Below are 19,128 nucleotides of genomic sequence, written 5' to 3' on the forward strand. Positions count from 1 at the left end.
ATATAGTGAGAAGAAAGACTTGTGTAATGGAGGGGATTTCAATGTTGTCTGATGTGGCTGTGGATCATCGGGAAAAAGCCTATGCCCTTCTGAAAGCTGACGCTGATAAAATATTAAGACTGATTAAAGTCCAAATGGATAATCTCACAATGCCCCAGTGTCCACTATATGAAGAAGTTTTAGATACACAGATGTTTGGATTATCCCGTGAAATACATTTCGCAGTTCGCTTGAATTTAATCAGCGAAGTAGAAGGTAAAGATTTACTGGATAACTTGGAAAAGCAGCTGAACGTTCTGCACGAAGCTGCCCAGAAGTCATAACATAAAGCTCAAATTGCGACAGATCCTGTTGTAGTTTGGGCTTTTTTTATGTCTTCTCTTAAATGGAACGGAAGCTTCTAGTCAGGTTAAATGTAAAATTGTCAGATTTGAAGGAATTTTGCCACAGTATAGAGAATCTAGGTAAGCGGAGTAACAGATTTTACGTACATAGAGGGAGTGGGAAAATGACAGAGACAAAGAAGATCAGTAAAGTACTTGTAGCGAACCGTGGAGAGATCGCCATCCGTGTATTCAGAGCGTGTACAGAGCTTAATATCCGTACAGTAGCGGTGTATTCCCAGGAAGACACCGGTTCCTATCACCGTTATAAAGCTGATGAGGCTTACCTTGTCGGGGCAGGAAAAAAGCCGATTGATGCATACCTTGATATTGAAGGCATGATCGATATTGCCAAAAGTGTCGGCGTGGATGCCATTCATCCGGGCTATGGTTTTCTATCTGAAAATATTCAGTTTGCCAGACGTTGTGAAGAAGAAGGGATCGTTTTCATCGGTCCGACCAGTACCCATTTAAATATGTTCGGGGATAAGGTGAAAGCAAGGGATCAGGCTGTTCAGGCAGGCATACCGGTGATCCCGGGCAGTGATGGACCAGTGACTGGATTGAAGGAAATTCACGATTTCGGAGCCAGGCATGGTTTCCCCCTTATGATTAAAGCGGCTATGGGCGGGGGCGGCCGGGGAATGAGGGTGGTCCGAAGTGCTGAAACACTGGACGAGTCGTATGACCGTGCCCGTTCGGAAGCGAGAGCAGCTTTTGGAAGTGATGAAGTCTACGTTGAAAAGCTGATTGAGGAACCCAAGCATATCGAGGTGCAGATCATCGGAGACCGCGAAGGAAATATCGTCCATTTATATGAACGGGACTGCTCCGTGCAGAGACGTCATCAGAAAGTCGTAGAAATTGCTCCGAGTGTGAACTTGAGTGACCAGCTCAGGGAAGAGATTTGTCAGGCAGCTGTCAAGTTAATGGAAAACGTTTCTTATATCAACGCCGGAACAGTTGAGTTTTTAGTGACAGATGAAGAGTTCTTCTTTATTGAAGTGAATCCGCGTGTCCAGGTTGAGCATACCATTACGGAGATGATCACAGGAGTGGATATCGTCCAGACTCAGATCATGGTGGCGGAAGGCCGCAGTCTGCACAGCAGCCCTATAGGAATTCCGAAGCAGGAAGAGATCCGCACCCATGGTTTTGCTATCCAATCAAGGGTTACAACAGAAGACCCGCTCAATAATTTCATGCCCGATACCGGAAAAATTATGGCTTACCGTTCAGGTGGAGGTTTCGGTGTGCGTCTTGATGCGGGCAATGGATTTCAGGGAGCGGTTATTTCCCCGTATTATGACTCCCTGCTCGTGAAGCTGTCTACGTGGGCGCTGAGCTTTGATCAGGCGGCCCATAAAATGCTGCGGAACCTGAAGGAATTCAGAATCCGCGGGATTAAAACGAACATCCCTTTTCTGGAAAATGTTGTGCAGCACAAGCAGTTTCTATCAGGAGAGTATAATACGACGTTCATCGACAGGTCTCCGGAACTTTTTGTATTTCCTAAGCGGAAAGACCGTGGGACGAAGATGCTCACGTATATCGCGGACAGGACAATTAATGGATTTGAAGGGTATGGAAACAGGAAGAAGCCGGTGTTCCCTAAGCCGCGCATCCCTGTGATCAATCATTCTGAACGGATGCCCGGCGGGACGAAACAGATTCTTGATGAGCAGGGACCAGAAGGCCTCGCCGCATGGTTGAAAAGTCAAAAGCAAGTACTTCTGACCGACACCACCTTCCGTGACGCGCATCAATCTCTGCTGGCTACTCGTGTCCGTACAAAAGATCTGGAAAATATTGCGGAACCGACGGCACGTCTGCTGCCGGATTTGTTTTCGCTTGAGATGTGGGGAGGCGCAACTTTTGATGTATCCTACCGATTTTTGAATGAAGACCCGTGGGAAAGACTGTTGAAGCTGAGAGCCAAAGCCCCGAACGTGCTGTTCCAAATGCTTCTCCGCTCATCCAATGCAGTAGGTTATAAAAATTATCCGGATAACCTGATCCGTGAGTTCGTGGATAAGAGTGCATCCGCGGGGATTGATGTCTTCCGGATTTTCGATTCCCTGAACTGGGTGGAAGGGATGAAGCTGACAATCAATGCGGTTCGGGAATCCGGTAAAGTGGCAGAAGCGGCCATGTGCTATACCGGTGACATCCTTGATACAGGAAGACAAAAATATGACCTGGCCTATTATAAAAAGCTGGCGGAGGAACTGGAAGAGGCTGGTGCCCACATCCTCGGAATTAAGGACATGGCGGGGCTGTTAAAACCGGAAGCCGCCTATCAGCTGATTTCCACACTGAAGGAAACCGTAGATATTCCGATTCATCTTCATACACATGACACCAGCGGCAATGGACTGCTCACCTACAGTAAAGCTGTTGATGCAGGCGTGGATGTCGTTGATGTTGCTGCAGGTTCAATGGCCGGCCTTACTTCACAGCCGAGTGCCAACAGCCTCTACTACGCACTGGAGGGGCATGAGCGTAAGCCTGAGCTGAATATCGAATCTTACGAGAAGCTTGGCCATTACTGGGAAGACACTAGAAAATATTATCAGGATTTTGAGAGTGGCATGAATGCTCCACATACTGAGGTGTATGAACACGAAATGCCGGGAGGGCAGTACAGCAACCTTCAACAGCAGGCAAAAGCTGTCGGTCTTGGTGAGCGCTGGGACGAAGTGAAGAGCATGTACCGCCGGGTGAATGATATGTTCGGCGACATTGTTAAAGTCACACCATCCTCCAAAATCGTAGGAGACATGGCTCTTTATATGGTACAGAATGAATTGAATGAAGATGACATTTATGAAAAAGGGGAGTCCCTTGATTTTCCGGACAGCGTCATTGAATTTTTCCAAGGATACCTCGGTCAGCCTTATGGAGGGTTTCCGGCTGAATTACAGCGGATCATTTTGAAAGGAAGAGAACCTATCCAAGTACGTCCGGGCGAACTACTGGAGCCGGTCGACTTCAATAATTTAAAGGAAACACTCTTCCACTCTCTGGACAGACAGGTGACAAGCTTTGATATGATCAGCTATGCGTTGTATCCGAAGGTATTTATGGATCATCAAAAATTCAGAGACCAGTATGGAGATATGTCTATGCTCGATACGCCGTCCTTCCTTTATGGAATGAGACTCGGGGAGGAGATCGAAGTCGAAATCGAGCAGGGGAAAACCTTGATCGTAAAACTTGTTTCGGTAGGTGAACCTCAGGTCGACGGAACGAGGACGGTATACTTTGAGCTCAATGGCCAGCCCCGGGAGGTCGTCATCAAAGACGAAAATGTAAAAGCGGCTGTCCAGGAGCGTCCAAAAGCAGATAAAACAAATCAGAAGCATATCGGTGCGACAATGCCCGGCACGGTGATTAAAGTTTTATCCAGTAAAGGGGAAAAGGTGAACAAAGGCGACCATTTGATGATCACGGAAGCTATGAAAATGGAAACCACCGTTCAGGCTCCTTTTGATGGAGTGATCAAAGACATCTTCGTCAATAATCATGCAGCCCTTCATGTAGGCGACCTTTTGATTGAGTTTGAATAAAAAGGATTCAACGGATAACCGGCGGCTGGATAAGCAATAAATACCGGTACCCTGCCTGTGTGTTCTTAAAGAGCACACAGGCAGGTTTTTTTATAGTGCAGGAATTTCCCTTTATATTTGAGCGGAAGCATGTAGGAACATTCAGTTATCAGGGCAGACTGATAGAAAAGGACATTTTTGTCATAGAACGTTCACTCCTGATGGTCCATGTTCCCGATACGGTCATGTAAAATAGACGGAGCGGAATTTACAACCGTATGACAGATTGAATGCAACTTCATGTACTACAGGCTGGCAGGCAGACGAAATTTCAGCTGAACATTTCAATGAACGTCGTCAACACTCCGGAAAGGGAGTGGAAATAAGCGGGCGTGGTAGATACTAAGAGGGAGGAGGACAGGTTTCACAAATTTGTCACAAATTCATAAAATTATCCGGTTTAAATAGATAGAAAAAACATTACATGATACAATTATTTTGATGTTTCTTGTCACTGGGATACGTGCAAGGACGGAAACATCTCCTGTTTCGTCATGAACTTGTTACAATGATGAATCAGGGGAAGTAGAAGGAGGAAGATAAACGATGGACAATCCAAGAACAGTCGAATCTGCTTCTACAGAAATGATCCAAACAAAAACCCAGGAAACTACTTTGTTAGCTGATATAAAAAGTTTAATCAAAGTTGGTATTATTAACTCTAATTTGATTACCGCGTTTACAGGGTTCTGGCTGGCCTTATATTTTACAGGCACTCTATTCACAGACCAGTGGGTCACTTTCCTGTTAACGATGCTTGGTACCGCTCTGGTGATAGCGGGTGGCTGTGTTATTAACAACTGGTATGATCGGGACATCGATCCGATCATGTCGAGAACTCAAACGCGTCCCACCGTTACAGGCTCCATATCACTGCCTGTAATTAAAAATATGGGAATCGCTCTCTCCATACTGGGGTTTGTTGTTCTGCTTTTCACTACATGGCAGGCAGCATTATGGGGGGCATTCGGATGGTTTGTCTACGTCGTCCTTTATACGATGTGGTCAAAACGCCGATACACGATCAACACGGTGATCGGAAGTTTTTCCGGCGCTGTCCCGCCGCTGATCGGCTGGGCTGCGGTGGATCCGGGCCTTCAGCTTGAAGCCCTGATTCTATTTCTGATTATGTTCATCTGGCAGACGCCTCACTTCCTGGCGCTTGCCATGAAGAAAAAAGATGAATATAAGGCTGCGGGTATTCCGATGCTGCCTGTTGTACACGGGTTTAAGATGACAAAGCGTCAGATCGTCGTCTACGTCGCATGTCTCCTGCCCCTGCCGGTATATCTGGCATCTCTGGGTCCTGTTTTTCTTGTCACAGCTTTCCTTTTATCCTTTGGCTGGCTGGCCCTGGGTATAGCTGGTTTCTTTATGAAGAATGATGATAAATGGGCCACATGGATGTTTGTTTATTCTTTGAATTATATGACCATCCTGTTTTTTATGATGGTAATCGTGACACTGCCTTTCCCATTTTAATGAACTGACCCCCGCTCCGGGGGTCGGTTATTAAATAAATCATGCATGACAAAAGAAAGAGAGGTATTTCAGATGAGAGGTTGGATGGGAAAATTCCGTTCGTTAATACTCTTTGGTACACTGACACTGATTCTTACCGGTTGTGGTATTGAAAATGTTAGCGCTTTAAAACCAAAGGGATACGGATCGGAATTATTATTTGATCTAATGATGATCAGCATTGCAATCATGATTTTTGTCTTTGTTATCGTCATGGCAATCTATGCTTTCGTTCTATTCCGATTCCGGGAGAAAAAAGGACAGGAAGACAGGATTCCGAAGCAGACGGAAGGAAACAAGGCGTTGGAAGTGATCTGGACAGTCATTCCAATTATTCTCCTGCTTGTACTTGCAATCCCTACGGTTCAGGCAACGTTTGATCTTGCGGATCAATCTTCCCAGGATGATGAAGGGACACTGACGATCGATGTAACAGGGAATCAGTATTGGTGGCAGTTTACATACGCCGACCAGGAAATTTCAACGAGCCAGGAACTCTATATACCTACAAATGAAAGGGTATACTTAAACATGAAATCCAGCGATGTGATCCATTCATTCTGGGTTCCTGCTATTTCTGGTAAGATGGACACCAACCCTGGTGAAAACACGAACACGATGTACTTAGAAGCTTATGAAGAAGGGGTTTATGAAGGGTTCTGTGCAGAATTGTGCGGTCCTTCCCATTCATTGATGTACTTTAAAGTCGTAGCGGTCAGTCCTGACCAATATGACCAGTGGGTGGAGGATATGAAAAATGTGGATCCTGAAGCTGAACCTGAAACCGCTTCAGCTCAGGAAGGGCAGGAATTGTTCAACAACAACTGCATGAGCTGCCATGCCATCGGCGGAGGTTCTGCGGGGGTAGGCCCCAACCTGGCCAACTTTGGAAACCGTTCCAAAATCGCCGGTATTCTTGAGCCTACAAAAGAAAACCTGAAAGACTGGATCGTGCACCCTGATGAAATTAAGCCGGGCAACCAAATGCCTGCAGAGCTCGTGACAGAGGAAGAGGCTGATAAGATTGCTGACTATCTGCTGGAGCTGCAGCATTCGGATGTCGGTCAGGACGTTCCTGTCATTGAAGCAAGCGAATAAGTTTTGAGAAAGAGGTTGAAAAGGGAGGTTAAAGCGTGAGTACTGCAACAGCACAAAAGCGTGGGCTCGGCGCTGCGATTTGGGATTACTTAACTACGGTTGACCACAAAAAAATAGCCCACTTATATTTGGTAGCCGGCGGATTGTTTTTCTTAATCGGCGGACTTGAAGCCATGTTAATTCGTATTCAGCTGATGAAACCGGATAACAATTTCATCTCAGCTGGACTCTATAATGAAATGATTACGATGCATGGAACAACAATGATCTTTCTGGCAGCTATGCCGCTTATATTTGCTCTAATGAATGCGGTCGTCCCTCTGCAGATAGGGGCAAGGGACGTTGCCTTTCCATTCCTGAACTCACTCGGCTTCTGGCTGTTTTTGTTCGGGGGTCTTCTGTTGAATGTTTCCTGGTTTACAGGAGGGGCGCCGGATGCGGGATGGACCAACTATGCACCGCTCTCAACATCCTCCCCGGGACACGGCGTGGACTACTATGTCATGGGGCTGCAGATCTCAGGGGCAGGGACGTTAATCGGGGGGATTAACTTCCTTGTAACCATCGTCAATATGAGAGCGCCCGGGATGACTTATATGCGTATGCCGCTGTTTACATGGTCTACGTTCGTAACCAGCACATTGATTTTATTTGCTTTCCCGGCTTTGACGGTCGGTTTGTTCCTCATGATGTTTGACCGGATGTTCGGATCTGCATTCTTTGATGTCGGTCTCGGTGGTAACGTTATTATCTGGGAACACCTTTTCTGGATTTTCGGACACCCGGAAGTATACATTTTAATTCTTCCGTTATTCGGAGCATTCAGTGATATTTTCTCCAACTTTTCCAAGAAACGCCTGTTCGGTTATTCCGCTATGGTATTTGCGACAGTCCTGATCGGGTTCCTTGGATTCATGGTATGGGCTCACCATATGTTTACGGTCGGGATGGGACCGATTGCCAACTCCATCTTTGCTGTAGCAACGATGGCCATTGCCGTACCTACAGGAATTAAAATCTTTAACTGGCTGTTTACGATGTGGGGCGGTCAGATTAAAATGACCTCCGCCATGCTCTGGTCCATCGCTTTTATCCCGTCATTTACAATTGGAGGAATGACAGGGGTTATGCTTGCGGCCGCAGCAGCGGACTATCAGTATCACGATACGTATTTCGTTGTTGGACACTTCCACTACGTTATCGTCGGAGGGGTCGTCTTCGGTATATTTGCATCCCTTCACTACTGGTGGCCGAAAATGTTCGGTAAAGTTCTGAACGAGAAACTTGGAAAATTGGCATTCTGGCCGTTTTTCATCGGTTTCCATCTGACGTTTTTTATCCAGCACTTCCTTGGTCTTATGGGAATGCCGCGTCGTTACTGGGTCTTCCTGGAGGGACAGGGTCTCGATGCAGGAAACTTAATCAGTACGATTGGTGCATTCCTGATGGCTATTGGTACAGTCATCTTCCTGATTAACGTTGTGTACACGTCTGTAAAAGAGAAAAAGGTCAGCGGTGATCCTTGGAACGGCCGTACGCTCGAATGGTCCATTCCGTCACCACCGCCGCACTACAACTTCGTTCAAACACCACTTGTACGTGGTCTTGATCCGCTATGGGTGGAAAAAATGGATGGAAAAGAAGGCATGACACCGGCAGAACCGCTGGGGGATATTCATATGCCTAACGCTTCAATTCTTCCATTTACGATTTCTCTTGGGCTGTTCATCGCAGGATTTGGATTCATCTACCAGGTTGATGATCCAGCATGGCTTATCGCCGTCTTTGCAGGTATGGGAATCACGCTTGGTTCTATGCTGATCCGCTCACTGAAAGACGATCTCGGCCATCATATTCATAAAGAAGAACTGGAAGAAGATATTAAGAAAGGGGTGGGCAGATAATGAGTCATGAAGACGTTCTAAATCCGAAGCATATGCCCCATGATCCAGAAAAGGCCACCCTTGAAGGAAAAAATAAATTTCTGGGCTTTTGGTTCTTTCTTGGAGGAGAAACGGTGCTTTTCGCGAGTCTTTTCGGTACCTATCTCGCTCTGAATGGATCCACACAGGGGGAGAATACACCTGACCACCTGTTCGGCCTGGAACTTGTGTTCATCATGACGATGCTTCTCCTTACAAGCTCATTGACCAGCGTTTATGCGATGTACCATATGAAAAACCATAATTTCAGCAAGATGCAGACGTGGCTTGCCATTACGGTCTTTCTCGGTCTCGCGTTTCTTGGATGTGAGATTTATGAGTTCTACCATTACATCCATGAGTATGGATTCACGTTCCGTTCTTCAGCGTTTGGATCCGCATTCTATACGCTCGTTGGTTTCCACGGCGGACACGTATTGTTCGGACTCAGCTGGATTACGGCTCTTCTTCTCCGGAACCGGAAGAGAGGACTGAATCTGTACAACGCTCCGAAGTATTATATCGCCAGCCTATACTGGCACTTCATTGACGTCGTATGGGTGTTCATCTTCACCGTTGTATACCTTATGGGAAAGGTGGGTTAACGGATGGCTGATCAAACACAATCCAAACCGATGCACAAAGTGGAATATGAGAAGCAGCAGCATAAAGAGGAAATGAAGCACCAGGTCCTGACCTTTGCTTTAATGATCCTGTTTACGCTGATTGCCTTTGGTATGGTCGTCATGGAAGTGAATTCCTATTTCATTATTCCTACGCTGATCATCCTTGCTATCGTGCAGGTCGCTTTCCAGCTTTACTATTTCATGCATATGAAAAACAAGGGGCATGATATGGTTGCATTAATGATGTACGGGGGAGCAGCTGTCGCTCTTCTGACGATTATCACCTTTACTTCGATCATCTGGTGGTAATCACTAAAAATCAGATAGGTGAAAAGCAAAAAGACCGGATATCCGGTCTTTTTGCGTCTATCAACAGTTATGGCTAAATTATGAACAATCGTAAAATTCTGCCTGGAAGGCTCGTTTTTTATAGTTAAATTAGGTAAAATGAAAACGTATAAGTCTACAATCTGAGGTGAGACACCAATGTGGTTGGAACTACAAATATTCGGGTTTCGGGCGTTATGGAGTCCTTTTTACTTTCTGTTTGTCCTCGGACTGGCTCTGGTCTATTTCTACATCACAGGCCCCGGCAGGAAAAAGGGGGAGGAGAGGCCCAATCCAGCCCGGCAGTTTATGTTTTATACAGGCCTTGTGCTCTTGTATATCGTAAAAGGATCTCCTGTTGATTTACTGGGGCACATCATGTTTACGGCCCATATGACGCAGATGGCTTTGTATTACCTTTTGTTTCCGATCCTTATCATACGTGGGATTCCCGCATGGATATGGGAATGGCTGTTCAAACAGAACGTTGTACGTCCAGTGATGAAGCTGTTGACAAAGCCGCTCCTATCTTTGATTTTGTTTAATGGGTTGTTTTCGCTTTACCATATGCCGGTTATTTTTGACTACGCCAAATCCAGTGAAACCGCCCATGCGGTGATTACTACCGTCATTTTGATTACCGCCTTTTGTATGTGGATTTCCATATTTCCACCTCTCGAAAGTATGGATGCTCTCAGTCCCATTATGAAAATCGGGTTCATATTTGCGAATGGGGTACTGATTACACCTGCGTGTGGATTGATTATTTTTGCAGGGTCCCCGCTGTATGCGACCTATTCAGAAGCAGGCGCCTGGCTGCAGGCCATGAGTCTGTGCGTACCCGTTAACGTGCTGTCGGACTTATCTGCAAGCTTAAGCGGTCCGGCTTATTTCACTCCGATGCCGCTTATTGAAGATCAGCAGCTGGGTGGCATCATTATGAAGGTGACACAGGAAATCATATTTGGTTCCGTCATCGCCTATATTTTCTTCAGCTGGTTCAACCGTGAGCGTGATACCATTGATCCGCTTCCTGGTGAGCTGTCGTCGGAAACATAGAGAGATTTGATTGAGGAGAGGTGAAGGTATGCCTTTGCTGCCGACGTTGAGTACATTTTTCATCGTTTTGAGCGCTGTTTTAGTTGCAGTCGGCTGGGTGTTGATCGTAAAGGAAAGAAGGGAGCCGCACAGGAAAGTGATGATAGCGGCCGCTGTCAGTGCCCTGACATTTTTCATTATTTACGTAAGCCGGACCATTGTTGTAGGAAACACAAGCTTTGGCGGTCCGGACGACATTAAAATTTTTTATACTATCTTTTTAATTTTCCACATCTTCCTGGCAACAGTGGGGGCGGTCTTTGGAATTGTTACACTCGTCCTTGCTTTTAAACGGAAGATCAGCAGGCACCGGCGTGTGGGGCCCGTGACAAGCGTGATCTGGTTCTGTACAGCGGTTACCGGAGTAGCCGTCTACCTGCTCTTATATATCATCTATGATGGTGGAACGACCACAAGTATGATCAAGGCTATACTTGGAGGGTGAGGAAACAACGGACCGTACGAACGGTCCGTTGTTTTTATTTTGAAAGAAGTGTTTTTATTGTTTAAACCACGGGGATAAAAGGAATAGGAGAACCGATGGACATAATCTGCCTACATAATGAAAGGGATGGATAAAAGTGGAAATTAATACAGGAAGGCTGCGGATTTTTCCGATCACCCTTGATCTGGCTCAAACCTTAATGAAGAATTCATTGGCTTTTTATTATCAATACCAGCTCCCCTGGAACAAAAACTGGCCTCATGACGGCTTGAAAGCCATGCTGCCTATTTATACGGAACGATTGGAGGAGCGTGCAGAAGAAATGGGGTTTGGTCCCTGGGTGATGATGGACGCCGCAGGGGAACATGTCGTTGGAGATATCGGCTTTAAAGGGAGCCCTGATGAGGATGGGAACATCGAAATCGGCTATCATGTCGTTGCCTCGGAGAGGAATGCAGGCTATGCTTCCGAAGCCGTCGGCGAGTTGTGCCGTTGGGCATTCACCCAGCCGGGGGTGGAAGGCATTGAGGCTCAGTGTGATAAAGGAAATATTCCGTCACAAAAAGTTTTGATCAATAATGGTTTTTCTCATACAGGAAGAAGCCAGGACATTCTGGTCTTCAAGAAGGAAAAAGCAAGAAATGACCATAAAGAGAATTCATATAAGGCTAAATAAAGCAGCAAAAAACCTGAAGCACCTCTTCAGGTTTTTTGTTTGTATAAAAAGTACCCCCGTAAGGAAGTGTTCTGTTTGGTTTCTCCCGGCTGCCTTTGGAGAGGGTGTGATCTACATACAGATGTCATTGATGTTAAAGTTTATAGTTCCATTTGATAATGCCGGCTTCTTTGGCTGAGTTAAAGGCAATAACCACGAGCGGTCCAAGGATGAATCCAAGCAGACCGATCAGCTGCAGACCAAGATACATAGCAATCAATGTAGCCAGCGGAGATAACCCGATGTGTCGTCCCATCACCTTTGGCTCTACAGTTCTTCGTATGGCAAGCAGGATTACAGCCAGGACACCCAGCTGTGTTCCCATGGCAATATCCCCGACAATGAACATGTACACGGACCATGGACCGAGAATAACTATGGAACCAATTATCGGGACAAAATCAATCGCCCATATAATCAGCGACATGATGACGGCCACCTCCGGCGTAATCCAGAGCAGTCCAATAAGGGAGACGACAAAAATAATGATACTTACAAGAAACTGTGCCTTTAAAAAGCCAAAAACGACATACCCGAGACGGGCGTTCATGAACTTCACTTTTTCAGATGTGGCTTCAGTAAAAGAGTCATGCATCTTTTCACGCAGACGCGGAAGTTCAAGCATGAACAGAAACAACGCAATCAAGTAAACGAGGAAGCTGACAAGCAGTTCCGGGATTTTTGCTGCTGCAGCTGCAATGTTGCCCAGCTGCAGCCTTTCTGAAATGGCCGTAGTGGTCCGGTCGACGGTGTTGTATATTTCATTGGTCACTTTATCGACGAATTCCTTCGGCATATTTTGAGTGAAGCTGGCCATGTGTTTTTCCCAGTCTAACAGCACATTGTTTATTTGATTAATGTATAACGGTGCGTTATCTGCCAGCTGGACCACCTGCGTGACAGCTCTTGTGACAGCAAAAGCTCCAAGCAGTCCGAGTAGAATGAGAAACAGCAGAAAGACAATCGTCACCGACATTTTTCTGTTGATCCGGAACCGGAACTGCATCAGACGTACGGCTGGGTTTAAAAACAGGGCCGTCACAAACGCAAGGATCAAGGGAATGGACACAGGCAGGATGAAGTAACCTGCCACGATGAGCAGGATGGAAAGTATAAGTAGAATCCATTGTTTTTTTGAAAGATAGCGTAACAATTTATGTAATTTTCTCCTTTCCCCATTAAAATCAAGTGATTTTCTTATCCGGGGGATTCCGGTTTTAAAAAAAGCCGCTCACCATACAATGATGTGCGACTAAAGAAATCACTTATTGGGTGAACCTCAGCGGCGGTCCGGGTCGTTTGAAAGCTCTTCCACTTTTTGCAGGACTTCGTCGTTTTCGTTTTCCTGTGCCCATTTTTTCAGCTTGTCCAGGACAACGTGCTCCGGTACCTGGCTGTGGTATTTTTTCGCAGGTTCAGCTACTTTGGCAATCAGTGCTTTGGCTTTTTGGATCATGTCATCTGAGAAACCTTCCTGATGCCCGTATTCTACACCGTGAGGGTAGTAATGACGGCCGAGCAGCGGCTTCATCAGACGGATCACCGCATCTCCTTTATCAACGTCTCCTTCAAGGGCAAACCCTTGAATCCGGACGTAGTGGGTAATGTTTTTCTCAGGAGCCATTAGTTTGTAATCATATGTAACACGTTCATAATCCCAGGAACCGCCCAGGATAAATCCGTTTTTCTCCATGATTTCAGTCAATGGTTTGTAATCGACCACAAGACCTTCAAGACCAGTGCCTTCTAATTTCATTACTTTCCACCTCACCTATTTGGTATGTATCTTCCTTCATTTTAGTATGAAATGACCCAGGTTGCAATTCCTGGCAGAAACACCAGGGCGTGTCAGCAGTTTCCTCATCATTATACTATAAATAGACAGAGGCTGCATGTAATAAATTCGGTCGATCGGGGACACTAAACAGTGATCATGATCAATGAGGAGGATCTTTGTATGAAAACTGTAAAAGATATCATGACGAAGGATGTTTCCGTTTGTCAGACGAGTGACCAACTAAGTGATGCAGCCAAGCTGATGAAAGACAAAAACGTCGGGGCTGTTCCTGTCTGCGACGATCAAGGCAATGTGATGGGTATGGTCACAGACCGTGACTTGGTTATCCGCGGCTATGCGGATAAAAAACCGGATTCAACACCAATTCAGCAGGTGATGAGTGACCGGATGTACAACTGCGCACCGGATTGTTCCCTGGAAGAAGCGAGCCGTATCATGGCTCAACACCAGGTCCGCCGCCTGCCTGTTGTTGAAAACGGACGTCTGGCCGGAATCATCTCCCTTGGTGACCTGTCCACAGATGAGATGTCTGATCATGCAGCAGGTGTGGCGCTGCAGGATATTTCAGAACGGCCTGAACTTCATTAATAATGGAAAGCCTGCCTGCCGCAGGCTTTTTTTATTTCATCCATGAAGGGGATTTTCCGTTTAGATGAACGCCTGCCTACATGATGCATAGGCTATACTGTTAGTTTTTAAGTGTGAGGTGGGATGAGGATGAGTACAGGGGAACTGCATCCATCTGTCCAGCAGTTCAAAGCATTTGTCGATCAACACCCCGGCGTCAAAAATCAATTGAGAAAAGATCATAAGCTTATTCAAAGCTATTATGAAAAGTTTATGATCCTCGGTGAGGATGACCCTTTTTGGGAAAGTCTGCCTGAGGCGGAGAAGAAAATTGATACGACAAAGAAGATGGATTGGCTGAAACAACTGGGTGTCCTTATGGAAGATTTGAACTGGGAAGAGGTCTCGAAGCAGATAGAGGAATTGAATGGAGCGATCGGGCAGTTTCAGCAGTTTATGACGGATGTAAGAAAAACACGCCAAAAAGATGAGCAGGAATTTGAATATCCGTATTATTAATTTCTTGCAGGTGGAAAGTTTCTCTCATTTCCATCTGCTTTTCTATTTGATAAGATAGAGAGGGAGGTGGACATACAGTATGTTAGCAACAATGGAAATTGTCGATCTTTTGGACCGTTCAGAAACGATTGGCCAGATGGTTCTACATTCTGAAACGATGCAGCAATATCAGGAGGCAAAATCTGCCCTTGAACAAGATAAAGAGGCGCAGAGACTCATTAAAAGCTTTGCAGATATGAAAGATCATTATGAGGATGTGCAGCGATTTGGACGCTACCACCCTGATTATAACTCCATCATGAAGCAGGTCCGCACCGTAAAACGCGAGATGGACATGCATGAAACGGTGGCCCGGTTCAAGCGGGCAGAACGGAATATCCAAAAACTGCTGGATGAAATCAGTGAGAGTGTTGCCTTCAGTGTGAGTCAGCAGATCAAAGTGCCTAAGAACGGCATGGCCCTGACAGACACAGGCTGCAGCGGCGGCTGTGGCAGTGGGGGAAGCTGCGGGTGTGCTTCCTGATTACGGGTTCGTAAAACGGATGCAGTCGTCACAGAAATTGCCGCAGCAGAACATTTTTCTCTGCGGGACGAGAAACCGCACACGGTAAACATAAAACGTCTGAGTCCTGCGTACATAATTCATCGCAAGGCTCAGGCGTTTTCCTTTCATCGCTTTCGCCGCACACCATTTTAATTGTTCTTCCATCTCCTTTTGTGAGGTGTTCTCTTTTGGATACACATAGACAAAAGGAAGACCTGTAAACGATTTGAACTCTGCTTTTAATAGGAGATCGGATTCATTCAGCAGCTTTTCAAACAGCTGCACGGCTCTTTCGTGGTCAGTCCACATCCTGGACACTCCTTTCTGAAATTGTCTGATTTCATTGCCCCCGTCCTGAGGATTTGGTACACTTACGTTAGAAATCAACGTTCCACAGGGAGTCGAGGGATGGTATGAACAAAACAAACCGGCAAGGTCTTATCGTATATTTTCAGCATATGAAAAATATTAGACAGATAAAAAAACACGGTCACTTGATCTACGCCTCCAAAAAGATGAAGTATGCGTTACTTTATGTGAATCAAGAGGATGTTGAATTCAAGATGGAAAAACTGGAGCGGTTACCTTTCGTTTCCCGTGTTGTCCCTTCGCATAAACCGGAAGTGCGCACGGATTATGAAAATTCCAAGCCTGATAAAGCGAAGCAGTATGATTATAAAATGGGAATATGATTCCACAAAAAAAGCGCCCTCCGGGGCGCTTTTTTCAGCTTAATGGAGCAATGTACCGGTTCATCCGTAAAATCCCGATCAAATGCTGATAATATAATTCCGTTTCCGGAAACAGGGAGGAAGGTTTGATGGTAAACTCATGAACTTCCTTATCCGCCTGCTTCACCATCTTTTGAAAAAGCTCAAACCGCTGATTCGGAATCTCATGCGGATTAGGGATTCCTTCACGACATATGTAAATCGGCTGGAATTTCCCGTTTGCCGTCGGGTTCATGACCAACGCGAGGGAAGCGGAAGGTCTTCCTTCTTTCTCGCAGTAAAAGGCGATGGCATGCTGAATGCGATCAGGCATCCGCTCCCCCATTTCAATCAGTTCATAAATATCGGCGTAGCCTTCGCCGAGTTCAATAAATTTTTGTATCATGAGCATGTACGTCCTTTCTCGTATCCATTAAACTAAACGTAGCATGTTTTTTTCTAAATGTGAACGATAAATATACTAGAAGCAGCAGGTGGGTTGCCCTATGAAGTTCTTTGTTAGGATGGCCTCCATCATTTTGATCGGCGGCATGTTGGTCTTATTATACCCATGGAGCGGGTTAGAGAAGAAGGGGGAAGAGCCAGAAGGGTCAGGAGAGGTGGGCGTCCATGTGGAAAGGAGCACGCTCCACATTTCTTATACGTTTCACAACCTGGCGCCGGGCATTTACAAAGTTGAATTACCGGTGAAGGCCGGGGAGCTGTCCTGTTCTTATGAAAACGGCCGTTCCTGCTGGATGGACCATCAGCAGTTGAACTACGAGGGCGGGGACCCTGTGACTGTTCACTATCAACAGCCTTTTGAAGAGGGTTTTGTCGATCAGTCATGGCTTTTGAAACTCCACAAGGATGGTGAATACCAGGATATCCCTTTCACCTTGACTGTAAAGGACTTCTCAAAGGAAGCTTTGATATGGACGGCTCCTGTGAAGCTGGAGAGCAGCATCGCTATGGAACATGTCCATTATTACCGCTTCCAGGTGGCGGAAGAGCCCTTTCCTTTATTCGCTGCTGATCAAACACAGCAGGATTTATGGAAGGTTGAACATAATACGGTCATCTATGAAAAGGATGAGCCCCTTACCTATGAACAAAAAGCAGACCTCCGTCGGGCGCTGGAAGGGCAGATCGGGAGGATTGTTGAGCTGGACCGCAGCCATTCAAGAATTGCGGAATCTCTTGTGACACGGAAAGACAGGGAGGTGGAGAAGCTTGAAGGAGAAATTCTCACTGCCCACCTTCAATCATTGGCTGACGGATTATCTGATTTTCACAAACAGGTTATCCAGGACGTGTATCGTTCTGACCCTCCATTGACAGAAGCTGGAGAACAGATAAAGTCAGGCTTGTCGACGCAGGAGCTCCAGTCCTGGAAAGAAGTGCTCCTATCTGAAGATCAGGTGGAGAATGTTCCGGTTTTCCTTGACGACACGCTTTCGGAAATAACACAAGGGACGACTCATTACTTCCAAAGGGCAGGAGTCAATAAGGATGTTCCCTTCTTTTTCACCGTAGATCAGGCTCTCCAATTCCAACGAGCCCGTCTGGAGGGAAGGGCGGTCCGGTACAAGCAGGCCTGGTACTACCCACTGGCTTCCATTTTAAAAGCGTCCGGTTTTTCATGGAGCACCCTTGAAAACGGAAAGGGGTATCGAATACAGACAGATGATAACCATTTTCGTTTTTTCGTGGATCAGGATTCTTTTATCGTGAATGAAGAGGGCTTCGGCACGGGAGAGGAAGTAGTTAAGTCCCTGGGAGGGGTTGTGTACATGAAAGAGGAAGAGCTGGAGAATCTCCTCGATATCCAGGTGGTAAAGGATGAAGGCATGATTACTTTCCAAAAAAAATAGGGCTGTCCATAAAGGACAGCCCCGCTTTTTTGTATCATGCGAAATGAAACAAAAAAGTAAAGGGAGAGGAGAAACCGGAGGAAGAGCTTATGGGGATGTAAGCCTTCTCCGTTTTCAGAAGCAGTATCATCCGCTTCAAAAACTAGTATGGACGGAGGTCTTTTCTTTTATTCACGATGGGTGAAATTTTTTCTTGCTCCGTCATCACAGGGTTGGACTTCCCTGGTTGTTCGGATTTGTGGTAGGATTATGGGGAATGCTGACAAGTGAGGTGTACTGGATGCGAGTGATTGCAGGCGATTTTAAGGGAAGACCGTTGAAGTCTGTCCCTACACATAAAACACGTCCAACGACAGATAAAGTGAAAGAAGCTGTGTTCCACGGGATCGGCCCTTTTTTTGATGGAGGCAGGGCTCTCGATCTTTTTGCTGGAAGCGGAGGTCTCGGAATCGAAGCACTCAGCCGGGGTGTAGGTTCCTGTGTATTTGTTGACCAGCAGCATCAGGCGGTCAAAACCGTATATGAAAACATTGAACTGCTGAAGCTGGAGGACCGCACCGAGGTTTTCCGTACGGATGCGTACCGGGCCATGAAAGCAGCGGGGAAACGCGGGCTTCAGTTTGACTACATCTTCCTGGATCCTCCTTATAAGAAGTTTTCCTATGAGGAGCTGATGGAAGCGCTTTTAGAACATGATCTTGCTGCTGAAGGAGCGAGAATTATCTGCGAGCATGATGCTTCGGAAAAAATCCCCGAGCAGGTGGGTCCGTTTAAACGGGTGAAAACCGATCATTATGGCAGTAATATCGGTGTATCTATTTTTGAATGAGGAGTGAAACGTATGACACGGCTGGCAATCTGCCCGGGAAGTTTTGATCCCGTTACATATGGACATCTGGATATCATCCGCAGGGGAGCGAAAGTATTTGACCACGTCATTGTGGCGGTGTTTAATAACCAGAGTAAATCCCCGCTGTTTGATGTGCATGAAAGAACAGCACTTTTAAAAGAAGTGACTAAAGATCTTGATAACGTTTCTGTGGATGCATGCAATGGTCTTTTAATGGATTACGCAGAAGAAAAGGGCGCCCAGGCTATTATCCGTGGATTAAGAGCGGTTAGTGACTTTGAATATGAAATGCAGATTACGTCCATGAACAGAAAACTGAACGATGATATTGAGACGTTTTTTGTTATGACGAATAATCAGTATTCTTTCCTGAGTTCAAGCATTGTGAAGGAAGTAGCGAAATACCGGGCCAACATCGGTGATCTTGTGCCACCACCCGTGGAAAAAGCACTTTCTGAAAAATTTTAATCAAAAGGTATAATAAATATACGGATAAAGGCTGTCGAGCTGATGCTCGGCAGCC

Annotated in this window: 21 protein-coding genes; 17 read left to right on the forward strand and 4 right to left on the reverse strand. The window is 46.0% G+C overall.

All coding sequences use genetic code 11. The features are described 5' to 3' along the window. Positions 1-41: 41 nt before the first annotated feature. The 10 genes from ACXAD6_RS07760 (at position 42) to ACXAD6_RS07805 (ending at position 11,704) form a co-directional block, all read left to right on the forward strand. On the forward strand, positions 42-323 hold the full coding sequence (locus tag ACXAD6_RS07760) for an Fpa/YlaN family protein (protein ID WP_027954072.1): 282 nt from the start codon (positions 42-44) through the stop codon (positions 321-323). Between the two features lie 185 nt (positions 324-508). Continuing rightward, positions 509-3,952, forward strand: a complete 3,444-nt coding sequence (gene pyc / locus ACXAD6_RS07765) for a pyruvate carboxylase (RefSeq protein ID WP_474968394.1) — start codon at positions 509-511, stop codon at positions 3,950-3,952. A 585-nt stretch (positions 3,953-4,537) separates the two neighbouring features. Further along, complete coding sequence (cyoE, locus tag ACXAD6_RS07770) at positions 4,538-5,473, forward strand: heme o synthase (protein WP_474968395.1); 936 nt, start codon at positions 4,538-4,540, stop codon at positions 5,471-5,473. 72 nt (positions 5,474-5,545) lie between these two features. Beyond that, entirely contained in the window at positions 5,546-6,610 is a 1,065-nt protein-coding gene (gene coxB / locus ACXAD6_RS07775; protein ID WP_474968396.1) for a cytochrome c oxidase subunit II, read from the forward strand. Between the two features lie 35 nt (positions 6,611-6,645). Beyond that, the gene (gene ctaD / locus ACXAD6_RS07780; RefSeq protein WP_474968397.1) at positions 6,646-8,514 is read left to right on the forward strand and encodes a cytochrome c oxidase subunit I; all 1,869 of its coding nucleotides are present in this window, start codon (positions 6,646-6,648) and stop codon (positions 8,512-8,514) included. Beyond that, entirely contained in the window at positions 8,514-9,137 is a 624-nt protein-coding gene (locus ACXAD6_RS07785; protein WP_474968398.1) for a cytochrome (ubi)quinol oxidase subunit III, read from the forward strand. The genes ctaD and ACXAD6_RS07785 overlap by 1 nt, the downstream gene beginning before the upstream one ends. Before the next feature lie 3 nt (positions 9,138-9,140). Further along, positions 9,141-9,467, forward strand: coding sequence for a cytochrome c oxidase subunit IVB (gene ctaF, locus ACXAD6_RS07790; RefSeq protein WP_027954078.1), 327 nt, complete (start codon positions 9,141-9,143; stop codon positions 9,465-9,467). A 177-nt stretch (positions 9,468-9,644) separates the two neighbouring features. After that, positions 9,645-10,544, forward strand: coding sequence for a cytochrome c oxidase assembly factor CtaG (ctaG, locus tag ACXAD6_RS07795; protein WP_474968399.1), 900 nt, complete (start codon positions 9,645-9,647; stop codon positions 10,542-10,544). Positions 10,545-10,572: 28 nt separating this feature from the next. Next, positions 10,573-11,028 carry a DUF420 domain-containing protein gene (locus tag ACXAD6_RS07800; protein WP_474968400.1) on the forward strand — a complete coding sequence of 152 codons (456 nt, stop codon included), beginning with the start codon at positions 10,573-10,575 and terminating at the stop codon, positions 11,026-11,028. 136 nt (positions 11,029-11,164) lie between these two features. Then, positions 11,165-11,704: a GNAT family N-acetyltransferase gene (locus ACXAD6_RS07805; protein ID WP_474968401.1), complete on the forward strand. Its 540-nt coding sequence runs from the start codon at positions 11,165-11,167 to the stop codon at positions 11,702-11,704. A 133-nt stretch (positions 11,705-11,837) separates the two neighbouring features. Here ACXAD6_RS07805 and ytvI read toward each other — a convergent pair whose 3' ends face one another. Then, complete coding sequence (ytvI, locus tag ACXAD6_RS07810) at positions 11,838-12,896, reverse strand: sporulation integral membrane protein YtvI (protein ID WP_474968402.1); 1,059 nt, start codon at positions 12,894-12,896, stop codon at positions 11,838-11,840. Positions 12,897-13,022: 126 nt separating this feature from the next. Then, positions 13,023-13,499 carry a YugN family protein gene (locus tag ACXAD6_RS07815; protein WP_474968403.1) on the reverse strand — a complete coding sequence of 159 codons (477 nt, stop codon included), beginning with the start codon at positions 13,497-13,499 and terminating at the stop codon, positions 13,023-13,025. Positions 13,500-13,700: 201 nt separating this feature from the next. Between ACXAD6_RS07815 and ACXAD6_RS07820 the strand changes: the two genes are divergently transcribed. The 3 genes from ACXAD6_RS07820 (at position 13,701) to ACXAD6_RS07830 (ending at position 15,150) form a co-directional block, all read left to right on the forward strand. Then, positions 13,701-14,129, forward strand: coding sequence for a CBS domain-containing protein (locus tag ACXAD6_RS07820; protein ID WP_027954084.1), 429 nt, complete (start codon positions 13,701-13,703; stop codon positions 14,127-14,129). 129 nt (positions 14,130-14,258) lie between these two features. Continuing rightward, on the forward strand, positions 14,259-14,627 hold the full coding sequence (gene ylbD / locus ACXAD6_RS07825; protein WP_474968404.1) for a spore coat protein YlbD: 369 nt from the start codon (positions 14,259-14,261) through the stop codon (positions 14,625-14,627). Positions 14,628-14,706: 79 nt separating this feature from the next. Further along, complete coding sequence (locus ACXAD6_RS07830) at positions 14,707-15,150, forward strand: YlbF/YmcA family competence regulator (RefSeq protein ID WP_474968405.1); 444 nt, start codon at positions 14,707-14,709, stop codon at positions 15,148-15,150. Here the strand turns inward: ACXAD6_RS07830 and ACXAD6_RS07835 are convergent, their stop codons facing one another. Beyond that, positions 15,151-15,480 carry a hypothetical protein gene (locus tag ACXAD6_RS07835; RefSeq protein WP_474968406.1) on the reverse strand — a complete coding sequence of 110 codons (330 nt, stop codon included), beginning with the start codon at positions 15,478-15,480 and terminating at the stop codon, positions 15,151-15,153. A gap of 104 nt (positions 15,481-15,584) precedes the next feature. Between ACXAD6_RS07835 and ACXAD6_RS07840 the strand changes: the two genes are divergently transcribed. Beyond that, the gene (locus ACXAD6_RS07840) at positions 15,585-15,863 is read left to right on the forward strand and encodes a YlbG family protein (RefSeq protein ID WP_027954088.1); all 279 of its coding nucleotides are present in this window, start codon (positions 15,585-15,587) and stop codon (positions 15,861-15,863) included. Between the two features lie 34 nt (positions 15,864-15,897). Here ACXAD6_RS07840 and ACXAD6_RS07845 read toward each other — a convergent pair whose 3' ends face one another. After that, positions 15,898-16,287, reverse strand: a complete 390-nt coding sequence (locus tag ACXAD6_RS07845) for a DUF7147 family protein (protein ID WP_474968407.1) — start codon at positions 16,285-16,287, stop codon at positions 15,898-15,900. A 100-nt stretch (positions 16,288-16,387) separates the two neighbouring features. Between ACXAD6_RS07845 and ACXAD6_RS07850 the strand changes: the two genes are divergently transcribed. The 3 genes from ACXAD6_RS07850 to coaD all read left to right on the forward strand — a co-directional run bounded on the left by ACXAD6_RS07850 (position 16,388) and on the right by coaD (position 19,073). Next, positions 16,388-17,755: a hypothetical protein gene (locus tag ACXAD6_RS07850; protein WP_474968408.1), complete on the forward strand. Its 1,368-nt coding sequence runs from the start codon at positions 16,388-16,390 to the stop codon at positions 17,753-17,755. Positions 17,756-18,011: 256 nt separating this feature from the next. Beyond that, entirely contained in the window at positions 18,012-18,584 is a 573-nt protein-coding gene (rsmD, locus tag ACXAD6_RS07855) for a 16S rRNA (guanine(966)-N(2))-methyltransferase RsmD (protein WP_474968409.1), read from the forward strand. A gap of 12 nt (positions 18,585-18,596) precedes the next feature. Next, complete coding sequence (coaD, locus tag ACXAD6_RS07860; RefSeq protein WP_474968410.1) at positions 18,597-19,073, forward strand: pantetheine-phosphate adenylyltransferase; 477 nt, start codon at positions 18,597-18,599, stop codon at positions 19,071-19,073. The last annotated feature ends 55 nt before the right edge of the window (positions 19,074-19,128 follow it).

Source organism: Halobacillus sp. ABH2_015 (assembly GCF_056158945.1).

Coding starts and splice junctions, on each gene's coding strand:
- ACXAD6_RS07760 (WP_027954072.1), top strand. CDS start 42: ATGTTGTCTGATGTGGCTGTGGATCATCGGGAAAAAGCCTATGCCCTT.
- pyc (WP_474968394.1), top strand. CDS start 509: ATGACAGAGACAAAGAAGATCAGTAAAGTACTTGTAGCGAACCGTGGA.
- cyoE (WP_474968395.1), top strand. CDS start 4,538: ATGGACAATCCAAGAACAGTCGAATCTGCTTCTACAGAAATGATCCAA.
- coxB (WP_474968396.1), top strand. CDS start 5,546: ATGAGAGGTTGGATGGGAAAATTCCGTTCGTTAATACTCTTTGGTACA.
- ACXAD6_RS07785 (WP_474968398.1), top strand. CDS start 8,514: ATGAGTCATGAAGACGTTCTAAATCCGAAGCATATGCCCCATGATCCA.
- ctaF (WP_027954078.1), top strand. CDS start 9,141: ATGGCTGATCAAACACAATCCAAACCGATGCACAAAGTGGAATATGAG.
- ctaG (WP_474968399.1), top strand. CDS start 9,645: ATGTGGTTGGAACTACAAATATTCGGGTTTCGGGCGTTATGGAGTCCT.
- ACXAD6_RS07800 (WP_474968400.1), top strand. CDS start 10,573: ATGCCTTTGCTGCCGACGTTGAGTACATTTTTCATCGTTTTGAGCGCT.
- ACXAD6_RS07815 (WP_474968403.1), bottom strand. CDS start 13,499: ATGAAATTAGAAGGCACTGGTCTTGAAGGTCTTGTGGTCGATTACAAA.
- ACXAD6_RS07820 (WP_027954084.1), top strand. CDS start 13,701: ATGAAAACTGTAAAAGATATCATGACGAAGGATGTTTCCGTTTGTCAG.
- ylbD (WP_474968404.1), top strand. CDS start 14,259: ATGAGTACAGGGGAACTGCATCCATCTGTCCAGCAGTTCAAAGCATTT.
- ACXAD6_RS07830 (WP_474968405.1), top strand. CDS start 14,707: ATGTTAGCAACAATGGAAATTGTCGATCTTTTGGACCGTTCAGAAACG.
- ACXAD6_RS07835 (WP_474968406.1), bottom strand. CDS start 15,480: ATGTGGACTGACCACGAAAGAGCCGTGCAGCTGTTTGAAAAGCTGCTG.
- ACXAD6_RS07840 (WP_027954088.1), top strand. CDS start 15,585: ATGAACAAAACAAACCGGCAAGGTCTTATCGTATATTTTCAGCATATG.
- ACXAD6_RS07845 (WP_474968407.1), bottom strand. CDS start 16,287: ATGATACAAAAATTTATTGAACTCGGCGAAGGCTACGCCGATATTTAT.
- ACXAD6_RS07850 (WP_474968408.1), top strand. CDS start 16,388: ATGAAGTTCTTTGTTAGGATGGCCTCCATCATTTTGATCGGCGGCATG.
- rsmD (WP_474968409.1), top strand. CDS start 18,012: ATGCTGACAAGTGAGGTGTACTGGATGCGAGTGATTGCAGGCGATTTT.
- coaD (WP_474968410.1), top strand. CDS start 18,597: ATGACACGGCTGGCAATCTGCCCGGGAAGTTTTGATCCCGTTACATAT.